Genomic DNA, 21,882 nt, shown 5'->3' on the forward strand with positions numbered 1-21,882 from the left:
ACGATGAAGCTGCGCCGGCGCGTGATCGCGACAAGTATGCGTCGGTCATCGACCGGCTCTGTTGCGCTGTGACCTGATCCCCATCACGCCGCACACCGGCGCCGGCCAGTCGACCCGCTCGGTGATCGCGAGTTCCCGATCGACCGCCTCCGCGACGTCCGGGGCGAACGGAACGACGCGACGGGTGGTGAGGTCGACATGGGGTGCGACGACCTCGAGCGTGTTCGCCAGTGCCTCGGTCGTGTCGTCGACGAGCAGGGCCATGCCGTGGATGATCTTGTCGGAGCGCTCGACGATCCGGAAGTAGGCCGAGACTCTATGGCCGACGTGCACTTCCGCGTAGTAGTTCAGGTGATGCTCCGCGGTGAAGAAGCCCTGCTTGCGAGTCGCCCGGTAATCGTCGGTGAGGCCGATCCGGCGAAACGCGATGTCGATCGCTTCGGCACCCAGGTCCAGGTAGTGCCGGATATTCATGTGGCCGTTCGCGTCCTCGAACTCCGGCGGGACGACCAGTGGGCCGTACTCGCGGGGAAGACGAACGACCTGGTCGTAGGTGGGCAGGGTGACAGTGTCGGTCACGGGATCTCCTGACGGTTGCGGTCGGTTGCCGGCGCATCGAGATCTGCTCGGCGCGACTGTCGGCCGGCGCCGTTCCTGTCGCCCGGGTCGGCGCCGCATGGCGGGGAGCGTTCCCGGAGTATAACGATCGTTCACGCATCGTGCTAAACTCGCCGAGTGGACAGGAGCCGGAAGATTCTCGATATCGCCGCGGAACTGTTCTACGAGAAGGGATTCCATGGTACGAGCGTCGACGAGCTGGGCGCTCGCGCGGGCCTCACCGGGCCGGCGATCTACCGTCACTTCTCCGGCAAGGACGAGATCCTGGCCACCCTGTTCGACGAAGCGATGGACGAGCTGATCCGCGCCGCGGAACCCGTGGACGAGGACGCCGACTCCGACTTCGAGCGTCTGGTCCGCCATCATGTCGAGTTCGCGATCCGGCACCGGCACCTGGTCAATGTGACCCAGCGTGAAGACCGGTCACTGGTGGACCCGTGGCGTCGCAAGGTCAACCGCCGGCGCAAGCTCTACGTCGGCTGTTGGGAAGCCGCGGTGGCCCGGTGCCTCCCTCGGGCGACGCCGGCGGAGGTCGCCGTCGCGACCCAGACCTGCTTGGGCACGATCTTCTCGATCGCCTACTGGCCGAGCAAGGTCAGCCGCACCCCCGGACTGGCCGACCTCATCGTCCGTCTCACCAACGAGGGGCTCGACGCCTTCCGCGGCTGACTACCGCCACCACCGTCCGCACCCTGGGGCCGATGCGCTTCGGTGCCGCGGCGCTCGGGAGCGGCGCGCACCGAAGTCGAACATCCTGGCGGCGTATGGCGCGACTCCAGATCGTCCAAAGCTCCGGTACCGCCTACGAGTTGACCCAGGTTCCCTCGGCGGCGAGTTTTCGGCTCTGCTCGAGATCTCGCCCCCGGCGCTTGTATTCCTCCGCGTCGAGGACGGTGGTGGCGGCGTCGTCGAGCACCGTGCGGACCGTGGTGAGGGCAGTTCTCTGCCGGACAGTGAACTCGGCGGTGGGATCGGCATCGGTAAGGACGAGGAGGCGAGCGGTGCTTCACCGTCGTCCGACTGTCACAGTAAGCCGCCCGGGCGACGCCGGGGCCGTCGAGGTCGGTTCCGGACAGCGATCGGCCCGATGCGTGGACGGCGTCGGAGGAGTTCAGTGCGCGGCGCACGAGAGGGCAGCCCGAGCGAACGCGGCGCGGTGTCGACACGGATCTGGTGCCGGGTAGGAGCACCCCGCGGGAGTCGTCTGCGACAAGCACGCCGGCGGACGCGAAGCCGGCGTGTGCGGAATCGGAGCCCGAGGTGCGGCGCGATCAGCTCTCGACGAGCAGCTTCCGAACGGCGGCGGCGTGCTCGACGGATGCCTCCATGGAGGTGGCGGCGGGGATGAGCGTGATGCTGTCCGCTCCTGCGTCGACGAACGCGCGCAGCCACTCGGCCACCTGTTCGGGCGTGCCGGCCGGTGCCAGGTGCCGGAACTTGTCCCGGGGCAGGCGGTAGAGCGTCTGCATCTGCTCGCCCACCAAGTGGTCGGCCGTGGCGGCGTCGTCGTCGAGACCGCACCAGACGGTGACCCCGAAAGTGCTCAGAGTGCGGTTCTCGCGAGCGGCGGCCTCGAGAATCGCGGTGCGGGTTTCGCCGAATCGGCGGGGGGTCGAAAAGATGGCGAGCCACCCGTCGCCGTACTTCGCGGTTCGACGGATCGCGGCGTCTCCTCGGCCACCGATGACGATCGGCACGGCCGGTTGGGGCGGGGGCAGGATCCGGGCGCGCTCGAGGGTGAAGAACTCCCCGGTGTGGGTGACCTCTTCGCCGGAGAGCAATGCTCGGAGAACCTGGAGTGTTTCGTCCAAGCGGCGCCCCCGGGTGCGGGGGTCCACCCCGGAGTTGGAAATCTCGGAGCGGTCCTCGCCGCCGACTCCTGCGCCGAGGACCAGCCGCCCTGGGGCGAGCTGCGCGATGGTCGAGATCTGGCGCGCTGCGAGCATCGGATGCCGCAGCCCCAGCAGATAGACCCCGATGACGACGGAGAGCGTGTCGTGGGCCGCGAGCACCGAGGTGGCGGAGACCATACCGTCGAAGCCGGTACCGCCGTGGAAACTGATGTGGTCCCCGACCGTGATGTGATCGAGCCCGGCGTCGGCGGCCGAGTTGAGCAGTCGCCGTCGCGCGGCGGGGTCGGGAACCAACAGGGAATCGGTGATCGACAAACCGACTTGGACCGCCACGAGGACCCCTTTCCGAAGTATTGGACTGACCATAGGTCCGAAATCGTCGAGTGGCAAGGGGGTGCCTCGGGGGCCGAGCTTTCGCGACCTTGACACGCGTCGTTGCCGCGCCCAAACTGACAACGTGCGTAGTCAAAGTGAGCTCGTGCCACTCGGCCCCGACAGCCTGACGTGGAGGTACTTCGGCGGCTGGCGCGGAATGTTGTTCGGCCCGTGGGCCGGATCGATGCAGAACATGCACCCGGGCCTCGGCGCGGCCGTGGAGGAGCACTCGCAGTTCTTCGACGAGCGCTGGGAACGCCTGTACCGGTCGCTGTACCCCATCTACGGCGTCGTCTTCGACGGCCCGCGCGCCCCGGACACCGCCGCCCAGGTGCGTGGCTACCACGACACGATCAAGGGGATCGACAAGAAGGGCCGGCGCTACCACGCCCTCGACCCCGACACGTTCTACTGGGCGCACGCGACGTTCTTCTACAGCCTCGTCGTCTCGATCGAGTGGTTCGACGGCCCGCTGTCCCTCGCCGACAAGCACAGGCTGTTCGACGAGCACGTCCGGTGGTACCGGCTCTACGGGGTGTCGATGCGGCCCGTCCCCGGCAGCTGGGAGGACTTCCTCGCCTACTGGGACCGCATGTGTCGGGAGGTGCTCGAGGACAACAAGGCGACCCGCGACGTGCTGGACCTGTCGCACCTCGACCGGCCGCCGTTCCTGCGGTGGGTGCCCGCGAGCGTGTGGACGGTGCTGCGGCCGCCGATGACGCGCGGGTTCGTCTGGCTCACGATCGGGCTGTACGACCCACCGGTGCGCGAACTCATGGGCTACACCTTCTCCCCACGCGAACAGCGGCTGCATCGGCTCGTCGGCCGCTCGATCGGATTGGGGGAGAAGCTGATTCCGCGTCGTTATCGCTACCACCCGCGGGCCCGGGCGGGCTGGGACCGCGCATCGGGCCGTATCCCGGCGGACGCGCCCGTCGTGCACACGCCCGATCGCAACCTGCCGCCGGCGCATCTGCTGGACAGTCCGATGCACTACACGGGGGCACACGAGAATGTGAGCGGCGGCACGCGCTGAACCGTCGCGGGCGGTGGCGTCATGGCTGGACCGCTCGCAGGGGTGCCGGAATCCGGTCAGGGGCGCAGTGGGACCTTGGTGGCGCGCCGCTTGTCCATGGCTGCGTAGGCTTCGGCGACCAGCGCGAGGGGCGGGGTGAGGTCGAAGACCTTGCCGGGCTCGATGCGTCCGTTCCAAACCCGGTCGAGCAGGTCGGGGAGGTAGGCCCCGCACCGGGGCGGGTCCGCCGCGCAGCCCGACGTTCTTCTCGAGACGGAATCACGGACTCGATAGAAGGTCTTGTTCTTGAGCATTGCGTAGAGGACGTCGCAACGTCGCCGGGCCAGGTAGATCAGGGCGACGTTGTGCTTCTTACCTTCGGCGTGTTTGCGGTCGTAGTAGGCACGGCTGGTCGGGTCGTGCAACGCCGCGAACGCGGACAGGAACAGCGCTCGTTCGAGCTTGTGGTTGCCCGACCGCGCGGGGTGCTCGCCGCGGATCGAGGGGCCGGACCGGTGGGTGACCGGGGCGATGCCGGCGTAGGCGGCCGGATGGGCCGCGGAAGTGAACGCCGAACCGTCGCCGACCTCGAGCAGGATGCGAGCTGCAGTGCTGACACCGATGCCGGGCATCGACATCAAGACTCGGGAAAGAGGGTGGTCGTCGAGCATCCTTTCGACGTCTTCGGCGATGTTCTTGCGCTGTTGCAGAATCTCTTTCGGCGTGTCTGCGCGTTTCGGCAGGACGATCTCGGCGGCGTTGCTGCCTGGCACCGTCACGGTTTGGGCAGCGAGGGCGGCGAGGGACGTGGTGGGGCAGGTGAGCACGCCGCTGACGGTGATCGGTGCGGTGGCCACCTCGTACACCGCCTGCGCCGTCGCCGCCAGGCCGGCACCGGGTGGTGCCGGTATCGGGCAGGTCCACGCGCGCCTCGCCGCGGCGCCACCGACCTCGAGCCAACTTCTTTCCCCAACGCGACGGCGGCGCCCGACCGACCGTGCGAGGCAAAGACTTGTTCCTGAACGTGCTCGCGATCAGTTGGGTGCGGGAGGCCGCCTTGGCCGATGAGACGTCCGGCGGCGCGCTCGAAGACATCATGCGGGCGGGTTGGGCCACGTGACCTCACGGTCAGCGGTCTCGACACGCCTTGTCACGTCGGTCGAGAAGCTTTCGGGTTGCGACCGACAACGCTGCCCGCGGTTCTGGGGGCGGTCTAGAGCCTCGACCGCGCCTGCGGTCCCCTTGCGTGCGGGGCGCGGCGAGATGGTGAGTGACGTGCAGGCCCCCAGCGCAACGCATACCCGCGTAAATGCAGAGCTGGACGTCCGTAGCCTCAAGTGTCATGTACGGCGCAACTCCTCCCGCGCAATGGAGTTGAGGGTGCAGTTTCCGGTGGGTGGGGGTGGTGTGGTCGTGCCGACGTTGGCGGTGTGGGCCCGGTGTCCGAGGTTGTCGGGGCGGTGAGGATCGGTATCGCCGCGCCAAGGCCGTGCTCGTCGCCGGCCGCCGGTGTCGGTGGGGTGTCGGGGGTGCGTGGTCGGGGGCTGGGCGCTTGTCATGAGCGCACGTGCATGCGTTCTCCTTGGGGGCCGAAGATTGCGAGCACTTCGCAGGGGGTGGGTCCGGGGTTGCCGATCCAGTGCGGTGTGCGGGTGTCGAATTCGACCACTTCTCCGGGTTCGAGCACCAGGTCGCGGCTGCCCAGGATCAGGCGCAGTCGGCCGTTGAGCACGTAGAGCCACTCGTAGCCTTCGTGGGTTTGCGGCGTCGGGTGGGCGACGTCGTCCACGGTGGGCAGCACCATTTTGAAGGACTGGAGGCCCCCGGGGCGGCGGGTCAAGGAGAGGAAGGTCCGGCCGTGCCGGGTCACCGGCTTGGACCGGATTCTGGGGTCGCCGGTGTCCGGGGCGTCGACGAGTTCGTCCAGTGCGACCCGGTGGGCGCGGGCGAGGGGGAGCAGCAGCTCGAGGGTGGGCTTGCGCTGTCCGGATTCCAGTCGGGAGAGGGTGCTGAGCGAGATGCCGGTCTCCTCCGCCAGGTCGCTCAGGGTGGCTTCCCGTTCGAGTCGGAGCTGTCGTAGTCTCGGGCCCACGTTCTTCAAGACGTCCTGGTCTTCCATGTCGCTCAGTGTGCCGGAGTTTTGCCAATCCGGCAAGGATGTTTGCCATATCCCGGGAGGGGTCTGCACCCTGGAGGCATGACGGAGAACGAGAGTTTCGATGTGGTGGTGGTCGGTGGCGGCGCTGCCGGTTTGAGTGGTGCGATGGTGCTGGGGCGGTCCGGTCGCCGGGTGCTGGTGCTCGACGCGGGCGAGCCTCGCAATGCCCCGGCCGAGCACGCCCACAACTATCTCGGCCGGGAAGGGGTGCCCCCGCTCGACCTGCTGGCCGACGGCCGGGCCGAGGTGGCGGCGTACGGGGTGGAGCTGGCGAGCGACCGCGTGACGGCCGTGACCCGCACCGAGCACGGTTTCGCCGTGGCCACCGGCAGCGGACGCGAGGTCACCGCCCGGCGGGTGCTGGTCACCGCCGGGGTGGTGGACGAGCTGCCCGATGTCCCCGGCCTCGCCGAACGCTGGGGCCGCGATGTGCTGCACTGTCCCTACTGCCACGGCTGGGAGGTGCGCGGTCGAGCGATTGCGGTACTGGCGACCAGCCCGGTCGCGGGACACCAGGGTCTGCTCTGGCGCCAGCTCACCGACGACGTCGTCCTCGTCGTCGCCGACGGGGTCGAGCTGCCGGCCGCCGACGTGGAGCGGATGGCCGCGATCGGGGTGCGGATCGAGCACGGCACTGCGCGGGAGGTCGTCACCGACGGCGACCGGCTGATCGGGGTGCGCCTGGCCGACGGCTCGCTGCTCGAGCGCGAGGCGATCGTGGCGGCCTCCCGGCCGCAGGTACGCCTCGACTTCCTGACCTCCCTCGGCCTGGAGCCGCAGCACGTCGAGTGGGGCGGGGCGCCGGTGGGGTCGGTGATCGCGGTCGACCCGGTGGGGGCGACCGCGGTGCCGGGCCTGTACGCGGCCGGCAACGCCACCGACATCGGCATGACCCTGATCGGCGCGGCCGCTCACGGCACCCGGGTGGGAGCGTTCGTCAACGCCGACCTGGCCGCCGAGGACGCCGACCGCGCGGTCGCCGAGCGCCGGGCCGAGCTGTTCGAGCAGCCCGCCTGGGAGGATCGCTACTCCGGGGAGCGGGTCTGGAGCGGACGCGTCAACCCCCAACTCGAGGCCGAGGTCTCGTCCCTGACACCCGGACGGGCCCTGGACGTGGGCTGTGGTGAGGGCGCCGACACGGTCTGGTTGGCCGGCCGCGGCTGGTCGGTCACGGCCCTGGACTTCGCGGTCGCCGCCCTGGAGAAGACGGCCGCGCACGCAGCCGAGGCCGGCGTCGGTGACCGTGTCACCACGGTTGCCGCCGACGTCCGCAGCTGGCAGCCCGGCCAGCAGCGATGGGATCTGGTGTCCTCGCAGTTCCTGCATCTTCCCGACGGCGGGATGGTCGAGCTGACCCGGCGCCTCGGCTCCGCGGTCGCCCCCGGTGGCACCTTGCTGGTGGTCGGTCACCACCCCGACGACCTGGCGACCGGGCTGCGCCACGGTCACCACTGGTTCCTCTTCACCCCCGAGTCGCTGATTCCGGCGCTCGAGGACGGTCAGTGGGAGGTCGAGCTCTGCGAGGTCCGGTCCCGGACCACGGCACACCCGCACTCCGGGGAGCAGGTCACCGTCCGCGACTCGGTGCTGCGGGCGCGACGACGCGGCTGAGCCGGAACGGTCGTGACGAGACAGGCCATCGACCGTGCGGTCGACACCCGCGCCGGCGCACCGACGGCCGCCGTTGCCGAGCCCGTGGCACCGCGCGACGGTGCCGCTCGTGTCGCGGCGGACCTCGCCCACTTCGACGAGGTGACCCCACCGCCGGTACCTCCGGCCGGCGGTGCGACCCGCACAGCAGACCATCGCGCAACTGCTGGCGTTCCTCGACAGCGCCGACCTCGCTCCGGTCGTCAAGGCGGCCGCCCAACTCGAGATCACCCACCCGGAGTGGACCTTCGCGGTCTTGGCCGATCAGACCGGGGCCAAGGCGACGAGCACAGCCTCGCACCGGTACAAGAAGGCCAGGACATCGCTCTCGCCGCCGGATTCAGCATCCCGCCGCTGCCCGACCTGGGCGAAACCCTCGCCGGCAAGGGCGTCGTCGATGTGGACGCGATACCGTTCCGGGCGTGCGCGGAGCTGGTGGTGCGCTGACGGCCGGCACAAGAATCCCTATGCCGCCTCGGTGTCCGTCCACGACGAGGACGACTACCGGCGGATGCGGCTACTGGTGACCGACGACGGCAAGGCCGGCGCCGCCCTGCACGGCGACGAGATCGTCTCGGTGTCCGCGCACCGGGACTGCGCCCACCCGCGCGCGGCACGCGCGATGGTCCGGTACGCCACCGCGCTCGATGGCCGCCGTCTGGACTGTGTCGACACCGTGCTGCCGGACCTGTATGCCGACGCCGGGTTCGTGCCCGCCGCGCGAGTGCGGTGGAACGACGACTACGCCCCTGCCGGCTGGGACTACGACAACTTCCGCGCCTTCAACCAGGGCCGCCGGGACGTGGTGTTCCTGGCCGACGACCCCGACCGGGTCGGCGGCAGGTATCCCCGGGGGCTATGAGCTTGCGTCTGCCGTGACGTACCCGCCCGTACCATCCCCCCGTGCACTCGATAGCCGTCCTTCACGCAGGCCAGGTGCGATCGCAGTGACGGGTTCGGGGGGCCGCAATCGGCGACAAGCGAGACCGGACACGGACATGCCGGAGGTGGTTCCTAAGCTGGAGTTGCCCGGTTTCCGTCGACGGGCGGAAGGACGTCCGCAGGGTGAGTGGAGTGGGTGTGGAGCCGAGGGTGAGCGAACCTGAACTCAGGGATCGCGTGCAACGCCTGCTCGCCTTTCTGGCCGAGCTCGTCAAAGCACGGAGCGCACCTGTCCGCACCCTCGACAAACACCGTGCCGTGCTGTCGCTCGACGAGAAAAACCTCGACGTCGGCCTGAGCGCCGATGCCGCGGCAGGAGACGTCGTCCTCCGCGCACGGCGCGTTGTCCTCGAAGATCCACCGCGTCCCCCCGCGCTGGTCGCGAAGTATGTGCAGGGGGCAATCGACAACTCCGCCGCCGAACCCACACTCGACCCACAGGCCCCCGACGCCGTCGACGGTGTCGAGATCTGGTTGGCGCAATGGCGGGCGTGGGCGGCTGTGGATCGGGAACGACGGCCCGCGTCGCAGCTGTACACGTTCCTGCAGCACGCGATGCTGGACCTCGACGCCCAACCGGAATCGCTCGAGCTCGTCGTCGCATCGGGGTTGCTGCACCTCTCCGACGATGTCGCAGGCGCGCGGGTGCACACACACTTGATCACCCAGTCCGCCCTCATCGAGCGGCACGAGGAATCCGGCGACCTGCTGGTCCGGCTGAATCCCGACGCCGTCCCGTCGCTCGAAGACACCCAGCTCCTCACCGGATTGGAAGTGTTCGATCCATCGAGTACCCGCGACCTGCACCAATCCCTCGCGACTCAGGTCGCGTCGCCCCTCGACCCCGCGGCTCGGGTGTTTCTCAAGGACTGGACCGACCGGGCACTTACAGTGCGCGTGGACGTCGTCGACCAGGCGGAGGAGGCATCGTCGCCCGAGGCGTTCGTGAGACCGTCGCCGGCTCTGGTGCTCCGCAAGCGCGGCGCCTATGCGCTCATCGAGTACTACAACCGCATGAGCGAGGCCGTCGCCGACGAGTCGAACCAGGTGCCGCTGGGTCTGGCGCAACTCGTCGAAGCGATCGAACCGGCCGACCGTGTCGCATGGCTCGACCGCATCGGCACACCGTCCGCGCTGTTCGCCGATGATCCGTTGTTCCCGTTGCCCGCGAACGATGAGCAGCGCGACATCCTCGATCGCCTCACCGGCGACAGCGGCGTCGTGGTCGAGGGCCCACCCGGTACTGGTAAGACACACACCATCGCCAACCTGGTGTCCGCGCTGCTCGCGGGTGGCCAGCGCGTGCTGGTCACCAGTGAGAAGGCTCAGGCGCTGCGTGTACTGCGCGACAAACTTCCGCTCGAACTGCAAGAACTGTGTGTGGCGGTGACCGACCCGGCGCGGGGAGGGTCTGCGGAGCTCAACCGCAGTGTCAGCGAGATCGCTACCCGCAAGGCGCAATTCAACGGGCGGCGCGCAGCGCAGCGCATCGACGAACTCACCACGCAACGCAACGACGTGCTCAACCGTCGGGCGATCCTGACGGAACAGATCCGGCAGACGCGCGCGCAGGAGACGGTCGTTCACACCGCGGTCGCCGCCGGTTACGAGGGGACGGTCGCGTCGATCGTCCGGAGGGTCCGCGCACAGGAATCCGGACAGGGGTGGCTGCCCGCACCGCTGTTCACCGACGCCCCACCTCTGAGCGTCGACGAATTCGTCACCCTCCATGCGCTTCATCAGCGGTCGAGCGTCGAGCGGGCGCGTCGCCGGCACCAAGCGTTCCCCGACTTGTCCCTGCCCACCCAGACAGAGGTGCAGGACGCGTGCGCCGCGGTCGCACAGGCATCGCAGGACGTGACCGGCGAAATGCCGGAGTTGCTGCGGGTACTCGAGGGCGCCTCCCCCGACATACTGGCCCGTATCCGCGATCTCTGCGAACAACTGCAGGGCGCTCTGCACGATGCAGAACGGCTCGACCTGGGATTTCAACGCGTGGCCGACGATGTCCTGTCGGGGAGGGCGCAGCACCTGTGGGGAAAGACCGCCGAGTTCGCAGGTCTCGTGCAGGCCGCGCAGGAGGCCGATCGCGTCGTCGGTGCCAGCACGGTGGCAACGCCGGTGACCGGGCGGCCCGCGTTCGAGGCGTATGACGCGCTGGCTCGCAAGCTGGAGGCGGGGGACACATGGCGCAGTGGCCTCTCCCGGTTCCGGAGGAGTGACGAGCAGTCGGCGGTCGAGGCGCTCGGCGAGCCTGCGACCGTCGACGGGGTCGCGGCCACGACCGCCCACTCGGTGCGTATCGTCGCCGAGCACCTCCGTGCGCTCGACGCGGTGCGGGTCGTGGGGATCGTCCTGCGCGATCTCGGTATCGACATCGCACTCGACGAGTCACGCAGCCGTGCCATCGGCACCCTGGCACTGATCAACCGGGACCGTGGCATCGTGGACAACCTTGTCACACGGGTACGGGATGTCGAATCGGCGTTACGAGACATCCACCCTGGTGCGCCGCGGCTTGTGAGTGTCGAACAGGCGCGGTCGGTTGCGGAGTCGGCGCGGGCAATCGCCGCGGTCGGCACTGCGCAAGCCAGCAAGGCCTGGCTCGAATCCGTCGGCCTGTATGTGCGGGGCCAGATCGCCGGGGGAGCGTCGCCCGAAGGGCGCGCCCTGGCACGGGCCTTCCACGATGCGGACTTCGACGGTATCAATGCAGCTTTGGATGCATGGGATCGTGCGGCCGGTGAACAGCGGGAGGAGCTCGAACTCTTGTCGCTGCACGCGCGTTTGACCGACGCCGCACCGGCGCTCGCGCAGGCCATCGCCGAAGATCCGTCGTGGCCGCAGTGGCCGGTTCGTCTGGCAAACATCGAGAGCGCGTGGGCGTGGCGTCGCGCAGAGCAGTGGGTGCGGAACGTCAACGAGGGGCGTGAGGACGGGCAGTTCGAACGTGACCTCGACGCGGTCGAGAAAGACATCTCGCGGTTGACCACGCAGCTCGTCGCGGAGAAGGCGTGGAGCGCGTGTCTCGACCGCACGACCGCCGAGCAGGTCCAAGCCCTGCACTCGTACCGCGACCATGTCGCGAGTATCGGAAAGGGTACCGGGAGATATGCAGAGCGTTATCGGGCTGCAGCGCGTGAGGCCATGCAGGTCGCGCAGGGTGCGGTGCCGGCGTGGGTGATGCCGTTGCAGCAGGTGCTGTCTTCGGTTCCGCCTGTACAGAACCTGTTCGATGTCGTCATTGTCGATGAAGCAAGCCAGGTCGACATCAGTAGCTTGTTCCTGCTGTGGTTGGCGCCGCGTGTGATCGTGGTCGGGGACGATAAGCAATGCGCGCCGAGTGCGGTGTCGTTGGGTGCGCTCGACGGAGTGTTCCGTCGTCTCGATTCATCCCTGCCCGACATCCCGAAGTACTTGCGCGATAGTTTCACTCCCCGCTCGAGCATGTTCTCGTTGTTGCGGTCGCGGTTCGGGAGCATCGTCCGGTTGCGTGAGCATTTCCGATCGATGCCGGAGATCATCGCCTGGTCGAGCGAACAGTTCTATGCAGACGACCCCCTGGTTCCGTTGCGGCAGTATGGGTCCGACCGCCTTCCGCCTCTGCGCACCACCTACGTCGACGGTGGTGTCGTCACCGGACAGAACTCGACGTTGACGAACCGTGTCGAGGCCGGTGCCCTCGTAGACACTGTGGTGCAGTGTGTCGAAGACCCCGCCTACGATGGGAAAACCTTCGGCGTGGTGGTTTTGCAGGGGCAGTCGCAGGTCGACGTCATCCAGAACGAACTGCTCGACCGGCTCACCCCGCACCAATGGGACGAACGCAGACTCCGTGTCGGCACGCCTCCGGATTTTCAAGGGGACGAGCGGCACGTGGTGTTTCTGTCCATGGTGGTCGCGCCCGACCAGAACATCGCGGCGATGACGAGGACCGAATACCAACGACGGTTCAACGTCGCCGCATCGAGGGCACAGGACCAGTTGTGGTTGTTCCATTCGCGGACCGTCGACACGTTGCGGCCGACGGACCTGCGGCATTCGCTGCTCACCTACATGCAGTCGACGTCGCCGATGCCTGCGGCGCCGATGCCGGCGGGTGTGACGGGTGAGGAGCGGCACGAGGCATTCGACAGTCTCTTCCAGCAGGAGGTGTTCCTCGACATCGCTGCCCGCGGATATCACGTGAACCCCCGGGTGGAGGTGAACGGTCACGTCATCGATCTGGTGGTGACCGGCGCGGCAGGCAAGCTGGCTGTGGCGTGCGACGGCGAGCAGTGGCACACCAATCCCGACCGGCAGCGCGCCGACCTCGAGCGTGAACGTGAACTGCGCCGGAGCGGGTGGAGGTTCTGGAGGGTCCGCGAATCCGAGTACTACCTCGATCCGGACGCGTCGATGTCGGGGCTGTGGGGCGAGCTCGAGCGGCGCGGCATTACCTCCGAGGGTGCGGATGTCGTTGCTGTGTCCGACGCCGAGCCTTCCGGATTCACCGAGTCGTCGGTGGCCACGCCGGTGTCGTCATCGCTGGCTGACACCATTGTGGAGGCACTCGGGAGTGAGGAATATCCGGTCGTCGAGCTTGCCGATCGGCTCGAGATGGACTGGACGGTCGTTCTCGCGGTGCTGGAAGAGCTCGTCGTCGCGGGGCGGGTCGACGCGTTCGTTGCGCCAGGGCAACGGACGAACTATCGGGTTGCGGGTGTAGTCGATCGCACTGCCGACGATGGTGCCGGCTTCTGACCGAATCGGATGATCGGACGATTCGTAGGTCGGGTTTCGAGACGTTGGTGCCGCTGACCTCGCGGGGATCGGCGCAATGCCGGAGTTCGACCTCGTGGAGTAGGAGTGGTGACGACCAGTTCGTCCCCCGGCGCTATGTCTTCGTGTCTCGTACTCGAGGCACGCGGGTGTGGACCTACGGTCGTGCCGGTTTCCTGAGCTCAGGACGCGGACGGTCCACCACTGTTTTCTGCTGGCCAAGCTCGACGCCGAACCGGACCGGCGGTCGGTCGGGGACGTCTTCGGCGCCCAACCCGTCCCGGGGTCCGGTCCCGACGACGCGTCAGCAGGCCGAAGCCGAGATCAAGGCCCTGGCCGGCGCCCGGCCCGGGAATGGGTCATCTGGAAGGTCTACGACCGCAGCCGCCGCCAGTTGGCCAGCGTCGTCGCCCGGGACCTGCGCACCGGCAGGATCGCCGCGGTGCGCAGATCCGGGCTGCACATCGACTCCCGCGTCACCCCGACCGCGGACGGCCGCTTCGTCGTGGAGATCGCCCGCACCGCCGAGAACGCTTCCTGAACAGGGAAATGCACGTCCCCTCGCCGTTCGGGGCCAGACCGTCCCCTCCGGGCCGCAGGACAACGGCGCGGGACGTCGGGTGCGGCACCCGGTGCGGGGGTACGGCACACTTTCGGGCATGACTTCTGTGGGAGCCCGGTGTGGAACAGCAGTGCGCCGATGATCATGGACCTTCGCCGAGGGGCTCGACTTCGCCGGCACGAGGGTCCACCCGATCACCACCCACACCGTGAGCGGGCTCGGGAGCGTCCCGGACGATTACGAATATGCTTGTCGCGGAGCAACTCTCGGTGAGGGTCTGGCCGTTCGGGGCGAGGAGGTCCGCGATGCCGGCGCCGCAGTCGACTCCTGGCTGCAGCGCACCGGCCTGCTCTGACTGCCTGTCGCACCCGCGGCTGTCACATCACCGCTCGCAGGGCGAGCCGGATCGAAGGAAACGGAAGATGCGGATCGCCCCGCGTACCCCCACCACGAAGAACCCGCCCGAACAGTTCCACGGCGACGTGTGGCTGGACCCGATTGCCTTCCCCCGCGAGGACGGTCAGCGGATGATCGTCGCGAAAGTCCGGTTCGCGCCCGGCGCCCGCGCCGCCTGGCACTCGCACGCCCGCGGCCAGACGCTGCACGTTACACAGGGCGTGGCGTGGGTGCAGTCCCGTGGCGGGGAAAAGATCGAGGCGTACCCCGGCCGGACGATCTACTGCCCGCCCGGCGAGGAACATTGGCACGGTGCGGCCGCCGACTCGTTCATGGAGCATCTGGCGATGCTCGACAACGCCGACGACCCGGCGACGACCACGACGTGGCTCGAGCACGTCACCGACGAGGAGTACAACGGCTGATGAAGGCGGGGAACGACGTCGAGGCGGCGGTGCGCGACTGCAAACAGCAGCGCGACGCGATGGTCACCGGCGATGCGGTCGCGCTCCGCGAACTGCTCGATGAAGATTTCACGCTCACACACATGACCGCGTACGAGCAGTCGAAGGCCGAATGGTTGGCCGACGTCGCCTCCGGCCGGACGCGGACGGAGGCCACCATCCGGGGCGGGCACGGCACCTGGCCGCTGCAGCTCGAGATCCACTACACTGCCCGCGACGGCCGGTGGGTGGCGGCGTACACCCTCGCGTCCACCTGGGTGGGTCAGCCGCGGCGTAGGGCGCGGCCATCGGGCAGGGTTCGGCCGCTCAGAAGCGCCACCAGGCGTCCGCTGTCGGTCCGCACGACCTTCCCGCTTCCCCAGCTCCAGTCGATGTCGGCAGCCTCGAGCCGGACGTCGGTCAGGTCGACCCCGAACAGTGCGCCGTTCGCGGCGGTGAGCTGGTCGAGGACGGCTATCACGGCCTCGACCGGCGCAACCGTCGGCCGGTCGAGCGCGACCGTGACGTCGAGGGAGTGGATCACTGCATGGCTGAGCGCCCCGGCCGCCCCGCCACCCGGCGGCTGCCACTCGTGCAGCAGCGGCGACCGGAGGTGGGCCAGGTGGTCGGCGACCGGCAGGGAGGCGTCGCGGGCGGCTACGGTGTTGGACAGCAGGGTGAAGTCGCCGCCTGCCGCCGCCATCTCGGCTCCGAACTGCTCGGGTGTGAGCCGCGCCGGCATCGTTACGTGCGCGACCACGTGGCGGACCTGCCACGTCGCGCAGAGCGACGGGGTGTCCCAGGTCTCGGTGGGCGCGGAGTCGAGCAGGTCGGCGAGGCCGTCGTACGTTGGCGGTACCCCGGACTCCAGGTTGTTCACGGTCGGTCCCCTTTCATTCAGTTGAGCAACGTGCCCCGCCGCCGAGCCGGACGTCCTTGCATCGCGCCGCCTGCAGAGGTTGAGACTCCACGGGCCGGTCAAACTCATCGGACACGATCATGCGCTGCAGTACCCACAGGCGGGGAATATCAGGGACCGCAGGGTGCCTCACGATCCTCTGGATGGGTGAGGTGACGACGTCGCCGGATCGCTGTTCTCGACCGCTCAGGGAGAGCACTGCCTCCGCCAACGCCTGCAGGGATTTCGGTAGCCAACGTGGTGTCCCGGTCGGCGGTCAGCCGGCGCACAACTGCTCGCGCACGATTCTCTCGTAGTGCTCGGCCGTCAGGCATGCCTGACGACGCAATCGGAAAGGGGGCCAGAGCCGACTCCGGCCTGCCGTCGACAGGCCGGATCTACCATCCGGAAAACGGCATCGATCTGGTGACCGGACTACGTAGCGACACGCCGTCCTGCCGACACCGGACTCGTTGCACGGCCGCGTAGGTATCTCTCAAACACGGAGGTGAGGGACGTTGTCCGACGAGACGCAGCGGGATATCGGGTCGATCAGACTGCCGCAATGGGGCCGTGTCGAGCGAGGCGGTGGCATTGTGGGCTCTTCACAGTTGAGGGTGTAATCGCTGGCTGGATGTTGGCTGGCGCGTCGGTCCCGGGGCAGCGATGCGCAAACGCAGCCGGAGGCCCGATCTTGTGTCACCGTTCGCAGTGGACTTCTTCGAGTACCCGCTCAGATCGGTCAACGGCGCACCCGATAGCGCAGGTGAAGCACCCGGTTGCCCTGAATCACCACGTCGGGATCCTCCAACAGGTGCTGTACGTGGACGGACCCGAAGTAGCGCTTGCCGGACCCGAACACGACGGGTACGACGTCCATGCGCACCTCGTCGACCAGGCCCGCGGCAAGCACCTGGCCACCGACGTCGCCACCGGCGACCTCGACGATGCGGTCACCCGCGAGCTCCTGCGCCTTGGCCACGGCTGCCTCGACGCCGTCGACGAAGTGAAACGGCGCCTCGGGGGCCCAGCCCTCGGGCTTCGGCCGGTGCGTCACGACGACCACGTGGTCGACCCCGCCCGGAGGCGTCCCCTCCCAGCCGTCCGTCATGTCGAAGACGTGGCGGCCGACGATTGTCGCCCCGATCTGGTCCCAGTACGGCCGGGTGTAGTCGTAGGACGTCTGCGACACCTTCACCTCGCCGCTCTCGTCCAACGGGACGTCACCGCTGGACAACCAGTCGAACAGCGGTCCGGGCTGGTCGTTCTCGTCCGCGACGAAGCCGTCCACCGACACCGAGCTGTACATGACCACCTTGCCCACGGGGCTCTCCTTAGACCTCGACGTGCTTGACGCTACCCCTGGGGCGGGCTTTGCCTGCCCTGATCTGACCGTGTTCTGCCGACTCGACGAGCTCGGTCTCGAAGTGACCAGGCCGCGGTTCGAGCCGGATCGTGCTGTCTTGGCCTGTCGCGTCGTCGAACCCGACGGGTCGGATGAGAGGTGGTGTCGCCGCTGCCGATGCGAGGGATCGTCGCGCGACACCGTAACCCGGCGTCTGGCGCACGAGCCGCTGGGTTGGCGGCCGACCACGCTGGTGGTCCCGATCCGTCGCTATCGGTGCTCCAGCTGCGAGCATGTGGCGCCAGGACACCAGCCTGGCTGCTGAGCCGCGGGCGAAGCTCTCGCGAGGTGGTCTGCGGTAGGCACTCGAAGGCGTCGTGCGCCAGCACCTGACCGTCGCGCGTGTCGCTGAAGGACTCGTGGGCGCCTGGAACACCGCCAACGACGCCGTCCTGGCCGAGGGCAAGCGGGTCCTGATAGACGATCCGCACCGGCTCGACGGCGTCCAGGTTCTCGGCGTCGATGGATCCCCGCAGCGGTCGCGGTGATGGATCCCTTCCACGGGGTCCGCGTAGCCGGTGACGCGCTCGACAAGTGCCGGCGTCGGGTCCAACTCGCGATCCACGGCCACTGCGGTCACAAGGACGACCCGCTCTACGCCGCCAGGAGGACCCTGCACACCGGCGCCGACCTACTCACCGACAAGCAGAAGGACCGACTCACCGCCCTGTTCGCCGCCGAAGAGCATGTCGAAGTCGAGGCGACTTGGGGGATCTACCAGCGGATGATCGCCGCCTACCGTCACCCGGATCGAACGAAGGGGCGCGAGCCGATGCAGAACCTGATCGGGTCGGTCAGCGCCGGCGTTCCCGCTGCGCTGAGCGAGGTGATCACGCTGGGCCGAACGCTGAAGAAGCGCGCCGTCGACGTGCTGGCCTATTTCGACCGACCCGGCACCAGCAACGGCCCAACCGAGGCGATCAACGGACGACTCGAACACCTCCGCGGCTCCGCCCTCGGGTTCGGCAACCTCACCAACTACATCGCCGGCCCGCTACTCGAGACCGGTGGCTTCAGGCCGCTGCTACACCCTGGATTATGAAGAGCCGCATTGTGCCCTGGCTCGTTTACGACGATGTGGGCGAGGTGATCGAGCCAGTTCGGCGGTATCTGGCTGATTGTGTTGCCCCATCGAATCAATTTTCGCGACAGTGCGTTTGAGGAGCAAGGTCACCAAGGGGCCAGGCTCGCGGACGGCCGGGCTCGCGCTGGCGTTCACGGTGATCGAGGCCGCTGAGGCACGCTGGCGCGCCGTGAACGCGCCGCACCTGGTCGCCCTCGTTCGGGCCGGAGCCGTGTTCGAGAAAGGAAGACTCATAGAACGACCGGTTGATGCGTCAACTACGAAGGAGGTCGCCCGACGCTCGCCCATCCACAACGATTTGACAATAACTCGTGTGGTGTCGCGATGAGTTCTGCCCTCCGGTGCAGTCTGAACTGCATGGGCAAACTCATCTATGGCTTCAACGTGTCGGTGGACGGGTACATCGCCGATGCACAAGGCAACATCGACTGGACCGATCCGAGCGAAGAACTGCACCAGTACTGGAACGACTTCGAGCGGGAGACCGCCCTGTCGTTCTACGGGCGGCGGCTCTACGAACTGATGTCCGCGTACTGGCCGACTGCCGACAAGGCCCCGGACGCCACCCCTCTGATCGTCGACTTCGCCCGCATCTGGCGCGACATGCCCAAGGTCGTGTTCTCGCACACCCTGGAGTCCGTCGACTGGAACTCCCGCCTGGAACGCGGCGACCCGGTCGAGGTGGTGACGAAGCTGAAAGCCGAAACCGACGGCAGGCTGGAGGTGGCCGGCGCGACGCTGGCAGCACCGATCGTGCAGGCCGGACTGGTGGACGAATACCGGATCGTGGTCGCGCCCATCGCCGTGGGCGGCGGCACCCCGTTCTTCCCGACCCTGCCGTCATGGATCTCGCTGCGACTGTTGGAGAACCGCACCTTCCCGGGTGGCACGGTCCTCCTGCGCTACGAGGCGAAACACGACTGATCGGACATACACAGCCAGGCGAGCTGCGGATGCACTACGAGATACACGACTCGAACGGCACGCAAGTACTGCTGCTGCACGGCAGCCTGTTCGACATCCACCAGCAGTTCGACGAACTGCTGCCCGGGAAACTCACAGAACGACCGATCGACCCACCAACCACCCTGGAGGTCGCCTGAAACTCGCCCATCCACAGGTCTTGACAATATCTCGATCCTAGGAGCGCGCACTGTCGGACTCGGAAAGACCGGAGCGGATTGCGCAAGGCCTACTACGACGCATGGTCCGAGGTCGCATCAGCCAAAGCAATGCGACGACGGTCGCGGCAAAGACCACTGTGGAGAACCCGAATTCGGCGATCGACGGCGGCTTGTCCCACCACGGCACCCCGTAGCTCGACACGTACCACCAGCCGTTCGGCCCGATGAACGACATGGTCACCACGAACGACACCGCTGCCGCGAACAGCGCCCGATTGCGCCGCGAACGCAACACCGCGGGGCCGGTCGCCACGGCAGCGAGCATCGCCACGATCGCCACCAGCAGGCACAGCACCAGGGTGAAGACCGCGAACCGGCGCGCCAGGGACCCGTCCACGGTGATCTGCAGCAGGTACTGATAGCGCAGATACTCCTGGAACCACGGCACATTCGGGCCGACCTCGTGTGCGGGCTGCATCTCCAGCACAGCCGCAGGGGTCTGGTCCGAGAAGACCGGCACCAGCACCACCAGCCCGGCCGCGACCATCGGAGCGAGCAGTGGCAACCACCCCATGTTGCGAGCCGGTGATGGAGGATGCGGGGCGATCGGGCGGGCGCCGGCGATCAATGCGGCGAAGCAGATGATGCCCGACGGGCCGGCGGTGACGGTGATCGCGCCGATGAGGATCGCGGCGGCGGGCAGCAGACGCCGGGCGATCGCGCGTTCGACCGAACACCAGGTCAGCACGACACCGGTGGCCCCTCGTCTTCGTTGCCCGCGGCTTGCGGTGTCCTGGCGCGGATATCGACTCGGCGGGAGGTGCGCGCACGCTGTGGCCATCCCGAGTTGCCGGGGTGTGAGGGCCGGCACAGTGAACAATATAGGTCAAATGACCTATATTTTGGCCATGGCTGACACGCTCACACGAGACCACGAAGGTCCGGTCCTGATCGTCGGTGGATACGGAACCGTGGGTTCCGCACTGACCGAACTCGCCGCTCCGCACTGGCCGTTGCTGCTGACCGGGCGCAATCCCGAGAAGGGCGCGGCGCTCGCCGACAAGCACGGGGCTACGGTGCGGCGCTGGGATCTAACGGATCCGGCGCCATTTCGGGCGGCGGTCCGAGCGGTGATCGGAACGGTCAACGATCCGATCGACCGGGTCTTGACGGCTGCGGTCGGCGGGGGCGTTCCGTACGTCGACATCACGCGATGGACCAGCCGCATGACCCGCGCCGTCGCCGCGGCAGCCGTGATGAGGCCACGTGCGCCGGTGCTCTTCTCGTCGGCGTGGATGGGCGGAATCACGAGTGTGGTAGCCGCTGCCCTGATATCCGAGCGCGGCGGAGGTGCCACCTCGGTCGATATCGCAGTTCGCTGGGACATGAACGACATGGCCGGCATCGATTCGGTCGACTTCATGGATCGGCTCGGATACGACTACGAGGTTCGTCGGGGCGGACTACCGGTGACGGTGGCGCCGTTGACAGATCCGCGGATCGTGAATATCGCCGGGTCGCGCACCAAGGTGGTCCGAATCGACACCCCCGAACAGCTGACGCTGCCGATCACCCTCGATGTCGGCACCGTGTCCACACGCATCGGCTTCAGCTCGGGCGCGGCCACCACGGCGTTGCTCGCAGCGAAGAAGGTCGGGTTGTTCAGGTGGGGCAAGGGGGACCGGTGGACATCCGTACGCCGGTCGTTGTTGTACTCGCCCGGCGAGGGAGGGAACGCCGAGATCCGGGTCGACGTCGACGGCGAGGGCGGAAGGACATCGGCAACGGTCGTCGATCCGCGAGGCCAAGCTCACTTGACTGCGCTCGGCGGCTTCCTCGGTTTGCGAAGAGTGCTCGATCCGACGGGGTCGGAGCCCGGTGTCACCTACCCCGAGCTGCATCCGGATCCGGCCTCGATCCTGCGATCGCTACCCGAGCACGGAGTGGAAGTATTGCGGGAATGATCTCGACGAAGGGCGGCCAACGGCAGGCCGAACTGCTCGATGCCGCCGAACGGGTACTCACGACCCGCGGCAACGCCGATGCGTCTCTGCGTGACTTTGCCGCTGCGGCGGGCGTGCGTATCGGGCACCTCCAGCACTATTTTCCGACTCGCGCCGATCTGATCCGGGCTGTGCTCGAGCGGGCGCTGCAGCGTTCGCTCGAGCGGCTGTCGTCCGCACTGGGGCCGGTCGAGGAACGGGGTGAGCAGCCGGCCCTGACCAGGTCGGAAACGACGAGTCTGTTCGAGATCCTGCTCGCAGAGCAGGACGATCCGTCGTGCGTGCGGTTGTTCGTGGAGGTCTGGGCCATTGCCATGAGCGACGAGAGCACGGCCGCGGTCGTCCGCGACTTCTACACCGGATACGTCGGTCACGTGGCCGACCTCGTGGCCTGCGTTCGCCCCGATCTCGACCGGTCGCGGAGCTTCGCGGTCGCGGCGACCGTGGTCAGCCTGGTGGAAGGTGCGGCCATTGTCCACTCGACGGTCGGCGTCGGTCGTTCGGCGGAAGCGAGGAGCGAGATTATCCGGGCCGCAGTCGGATTGGTACATGGGTCCTGAGCCGTCCGGGCAGGCGCCGGCTGTGACCGCCCGCC

At 68.0% G+C, this 21,882-nt stretch carries 17 protein-coding genes and 5 pseudogenes; 15 read left to right on the top strand and 7 right to left on the bottom strand.

Annotation, left to right across the window (positions count from 1 at the left end):
• Positions 1-45: 45 nt before the first annotated feature.
• Complete coding sequence (locus OCS65_RS07270) at positions 46-579, bottom strand: thioesterase family protein (RefSeq protein WP_006941784.1); 534 nt, start codon at positions 577-579, stop codon at positions 46-48.
• 156 nt (positions 580-735) lie between these two features.
• On the opposite strand from OCS65_RS07270, the gene OCS65_RS07275 reads away from it, so the two are divergent.
• Complete coding sequence (locus OCS65_RS07275; RefSeq protein WP_029545717.1) at positions 736-1,287, top strand: TetR/AcrR family transcriptional regulator; 552 nt, start codon at positions 736-738, stop codon at positions 1,285-1,287.
• Between the two features lie 602 nt (positions 1,288-1,889).
• Here the strand turns inward: OCS65_RS07275 and OCS65_RS07280 are convergent.
• On the bottom strand, positions 1,890-2,804 hold the full coding sequence (locus OCS65_RS07280; RefSeq protein ID WP_006941782.1) for an LLM class flavin-dependent oxidoreductase: 915 nt from the start codon (positions 2,802-2,804) through the stop codon (positions 1,890-1,892).
• Between the two features lie 124 nt (positions 2,805-2,928).
• Here OCS65_RS07280 and OCS65_RS07285 point away from each other — a divergent pair, with 124 nt between their 5' ends.
• Positions 2,929-3,882: an oxygenase MpaB family protein gene (locus OCS65_RS07285; protein WP_037201133.1), complete on the top strand. Its 954-nt coding sequence runs from the start codon at positions 2,929-2,931 to the stop codon at positions 3,880-3,882.
• Positions 3,883-4,148: 266 nt separating this feature from the next.
• Here OCS65_RS07285 and OCS65_RS07290 read toward each other — a convergent pair.
• Positions 4,149-4,664, bottom strand: a pseudogene (locus tag OCS65_RS07290) (IS110 family transposase); the annotation flags it as partial.
• Between the two features lie 752 nt (positions 4,665-5,416).
• Positions 5,417-5,980: a helix-turn-helix domain-containing protein gene (locus OCS65_RS07295; protein WP_251549668.1), complete on the bottom strand. Its 564-nt coding sequence runs from the start codon at positions 5,978-5,980 to the stop codon at positions 5,417-5,419.
• 78 nt (positions 5,981-6,058) lie between these two features.
• Between OCS65_RS07295 and OCS65_RS07300 the strand changes: the two genes are divergently transcribed.
• The 7 genes and pseudogenes from OCS65_RS07300 to OCS65_RS29920 all read left to right on the top strand — a co-directional run.
• Positions 6,059-7,630 carry a bifunctional NAD(P)/FAD-dependent oxidoreductase/class I SAM-dependent methyltransferase gene (locus OCS65_RS07300; RefSeq protein WP_251549666.1) on the top strand — a complete coding sequence of 524 codons (1,572 nt, stop codon included), beginning with the start codon at positions 6,059-6,061 and terminating at the stop codon, positions 7,628-7,630.
• 279 nt (positions 7,631-7,909) lie between these two features.
• Positions 7,910-8,116, top strand: a complete 207-nt coding sequence (locus tag OCS65_RS07305) for a hypothetical protein (RefSeq protein ID WP_029545710.1) — start codon at positions 7,910-7,912, stop codon at positions 8,114-8,116.
• 31 nt (positions 8,117-8,147) lie between these two features.
• On the top strand, positions 8,148-8,531 hold the full coding sequence (locus OCS65_RS07310) for a hypothetical protein (protein ID WP_232334157.1): 384 nt from the start codon (positions 8,148-8,150) through the stop codon (positions 8,529-8,531).
• Between the two features lie 257 nt (positions 8,532-8,788).
• Positions 8,789-13,354 carry an AAA domain-containing protein gene (locus OCS65_RS07315; protein ID WP_420833246.1) on the top strand — a complete coding sequence of 1,522 codons (4,566 nt, stop codon included), beginning with the start codon at positions 8,789-8,791 and terminating at the stop codon, positions 13,352-13,354.
• A gap of 412 nt (positions 13,355-13,766) precedes the next feature.
• A complete protein-coding gene (locus OCS65_RS07320; protein WP_006930801.1) occupies positions 13,767-13,913 on the top strand; it encodes a hypothetical protein in 147 nt (48 codons plus the stop codon).
• Between the two features lie 443 nt (positions 13,914-14,356).
• A complete protein-coding gene (locus OCS65_RS07325) occupies positions 14,357-14,755 on the top strand; it encodes a (R)-mandelonitrile lyase (RefSeq protein ID WP_006930804.1) in 399 nt (132 codons plus the stop codon).
• A pseudogene (locus tag OCS65_RS29920) lies at positions 14,755-14,931 on the top strand (nuclear transport factor 2 family protein); the annotation flags it as partial. The gene OCS65_RS07325 and the pseudogene OCS65_RS29920, both read left to right, overlap by 1 nt.
• 125 nt (positions 14,932-15,056) lie before the next feature.
• On the opposite strand, the gene OCS65_RS07330 reads toward OCS65_RS29920, so the two are convergent.
• Together OCS65_RS07330 and OCS65_RS07335 are read right to left on the bottom strand one after the other, a co-directional pair.
• Positions 15,057-15,653: a maleylpyruvate isomerase family mycothiol-dependent enzyme gene (locus OCS65_RS07330; RefSeq protein ID WP_006930806.1), complete on the bottom strand. Its 597-nt coding sequence runs from the start codon at positions 15,651-15,653 to the stop codon at positions 15,057-15,059.
• A 760-nt stretch (positions 15,654-16,413) separates the two neighbouring features.
• Positions 16,414-16,995: a dihydrofolate reductase family protein gene (locus tag OCS65_RS07335; RefSeq protein ID WP_029545702.1), complete on the bottom strand. Its 582-nt coding sequence runs from the start codon at positions 16,993-16,995 to the stop codon at positions 16,414-16,416.
• Between the two features lie 22 nt (positions 16,996-17,017).
• Between OCS65_RS07335 and OCS65_RS07340 the strand changes: the two are divergent.
• The 4 genes and pseudogenes from OCS65_RS07340 to OCS65_RS07355 all read left to right on the top strand — a co-directional run bounded on the left by OCS65_RS07340 (position 17,018) and on the right by OCS65_RS07355 (position 19,263).
• A pseudogene (locus tag OCS65_RS07340) lies at positions 17,018-18,118 on the top strand (transposase).
• An 85-nt stretch (positions 18,119-18,203) separates the two neighbouring features.
• Positions 18,204-18,488, top strand: a pseudogene (locus OCS65_RS07345) (hypothetical protein); the annotation flags it as partial.
• Between the two features lie 29 nt (positions 18,489-18,517).
• On the top strand, positions 18,518-19,084 hold the full coding sequence (locus OCS65_RS07350; protein ID WP_006930815.1) for a dihydrofolate reductase family protein: 567 nt from the start codon (positions 18,518-18,520) through the stop codon (positions 19,082-19,084).
• A gap of 29 nt (positions 19,085-19,113) precedes the next feature.
• Entirely contained in the window at positions 19,114-19,263 is a 150-nt protein-coding gene (locus OCS65_RS07355; protein ID WP_157127562.1) for a hypothetical protein, read from the top strand.
• A 124-nt stretch (positions 19,264-19,387) separates the two neighbouring features.
• On the opposite strand, the pseudogene OCS65_RS07360 reads toward OCS65_RS07355, so the two are convergent.
• Positions 19,388-20,044, bottom strand: a pseudogene (locus OCS65_RS07360) (arabinosyltransferase domain-containing protein); the annotation flags it as partial.
• A 73-nt stretch (positions 20,045-20,117) separates the two neighbouring features.
• Here OCS65_RS07360 and OCS65_RS07365 point away from each other — a divergent pair.
• Together OCS65_RS07365 and OCS65_RS07370 are read left to right on the top strand one after the other, a co-directional pair.
• Positions 20,118-21,248, top strand: coding sequence for a saccharopine dehydrogenase family protein (locus OCS65_RS07365; protein WP_232334159.1), 1,131 nt, complete (start codon positions 20,118-20,120; stop codon positions 21,246-21,248).
• Positions 21,245-21,847 (top strand): TetR/AcrR family transcriptional regulator, encoded by a 603-nt coding sequence (locus OCS65_RS07370; protein WP_043798410.1) that lies wholly within the window; start codon positions 21,245-21,247, stop codon positions 21,845-21,847. Before OCS65_RS07365 ends, OCS65_RS07370 begins: the two co-directional genes overlap by 4 nt.
• Positions 21,848-21,882 lie beyond the last annotated feature (35 nt).

This window comes from Rhodococcus aetherivorans, from assembly GCF_025722975.1.
GTDB classification, from domain to species: domain Bacteria; phylum Actinomycetota; class Actinomycetes; order Mycobacteriales; family Mycobacteriaceae; genus Rhodococcus; species Rhodococcus aetherivorans.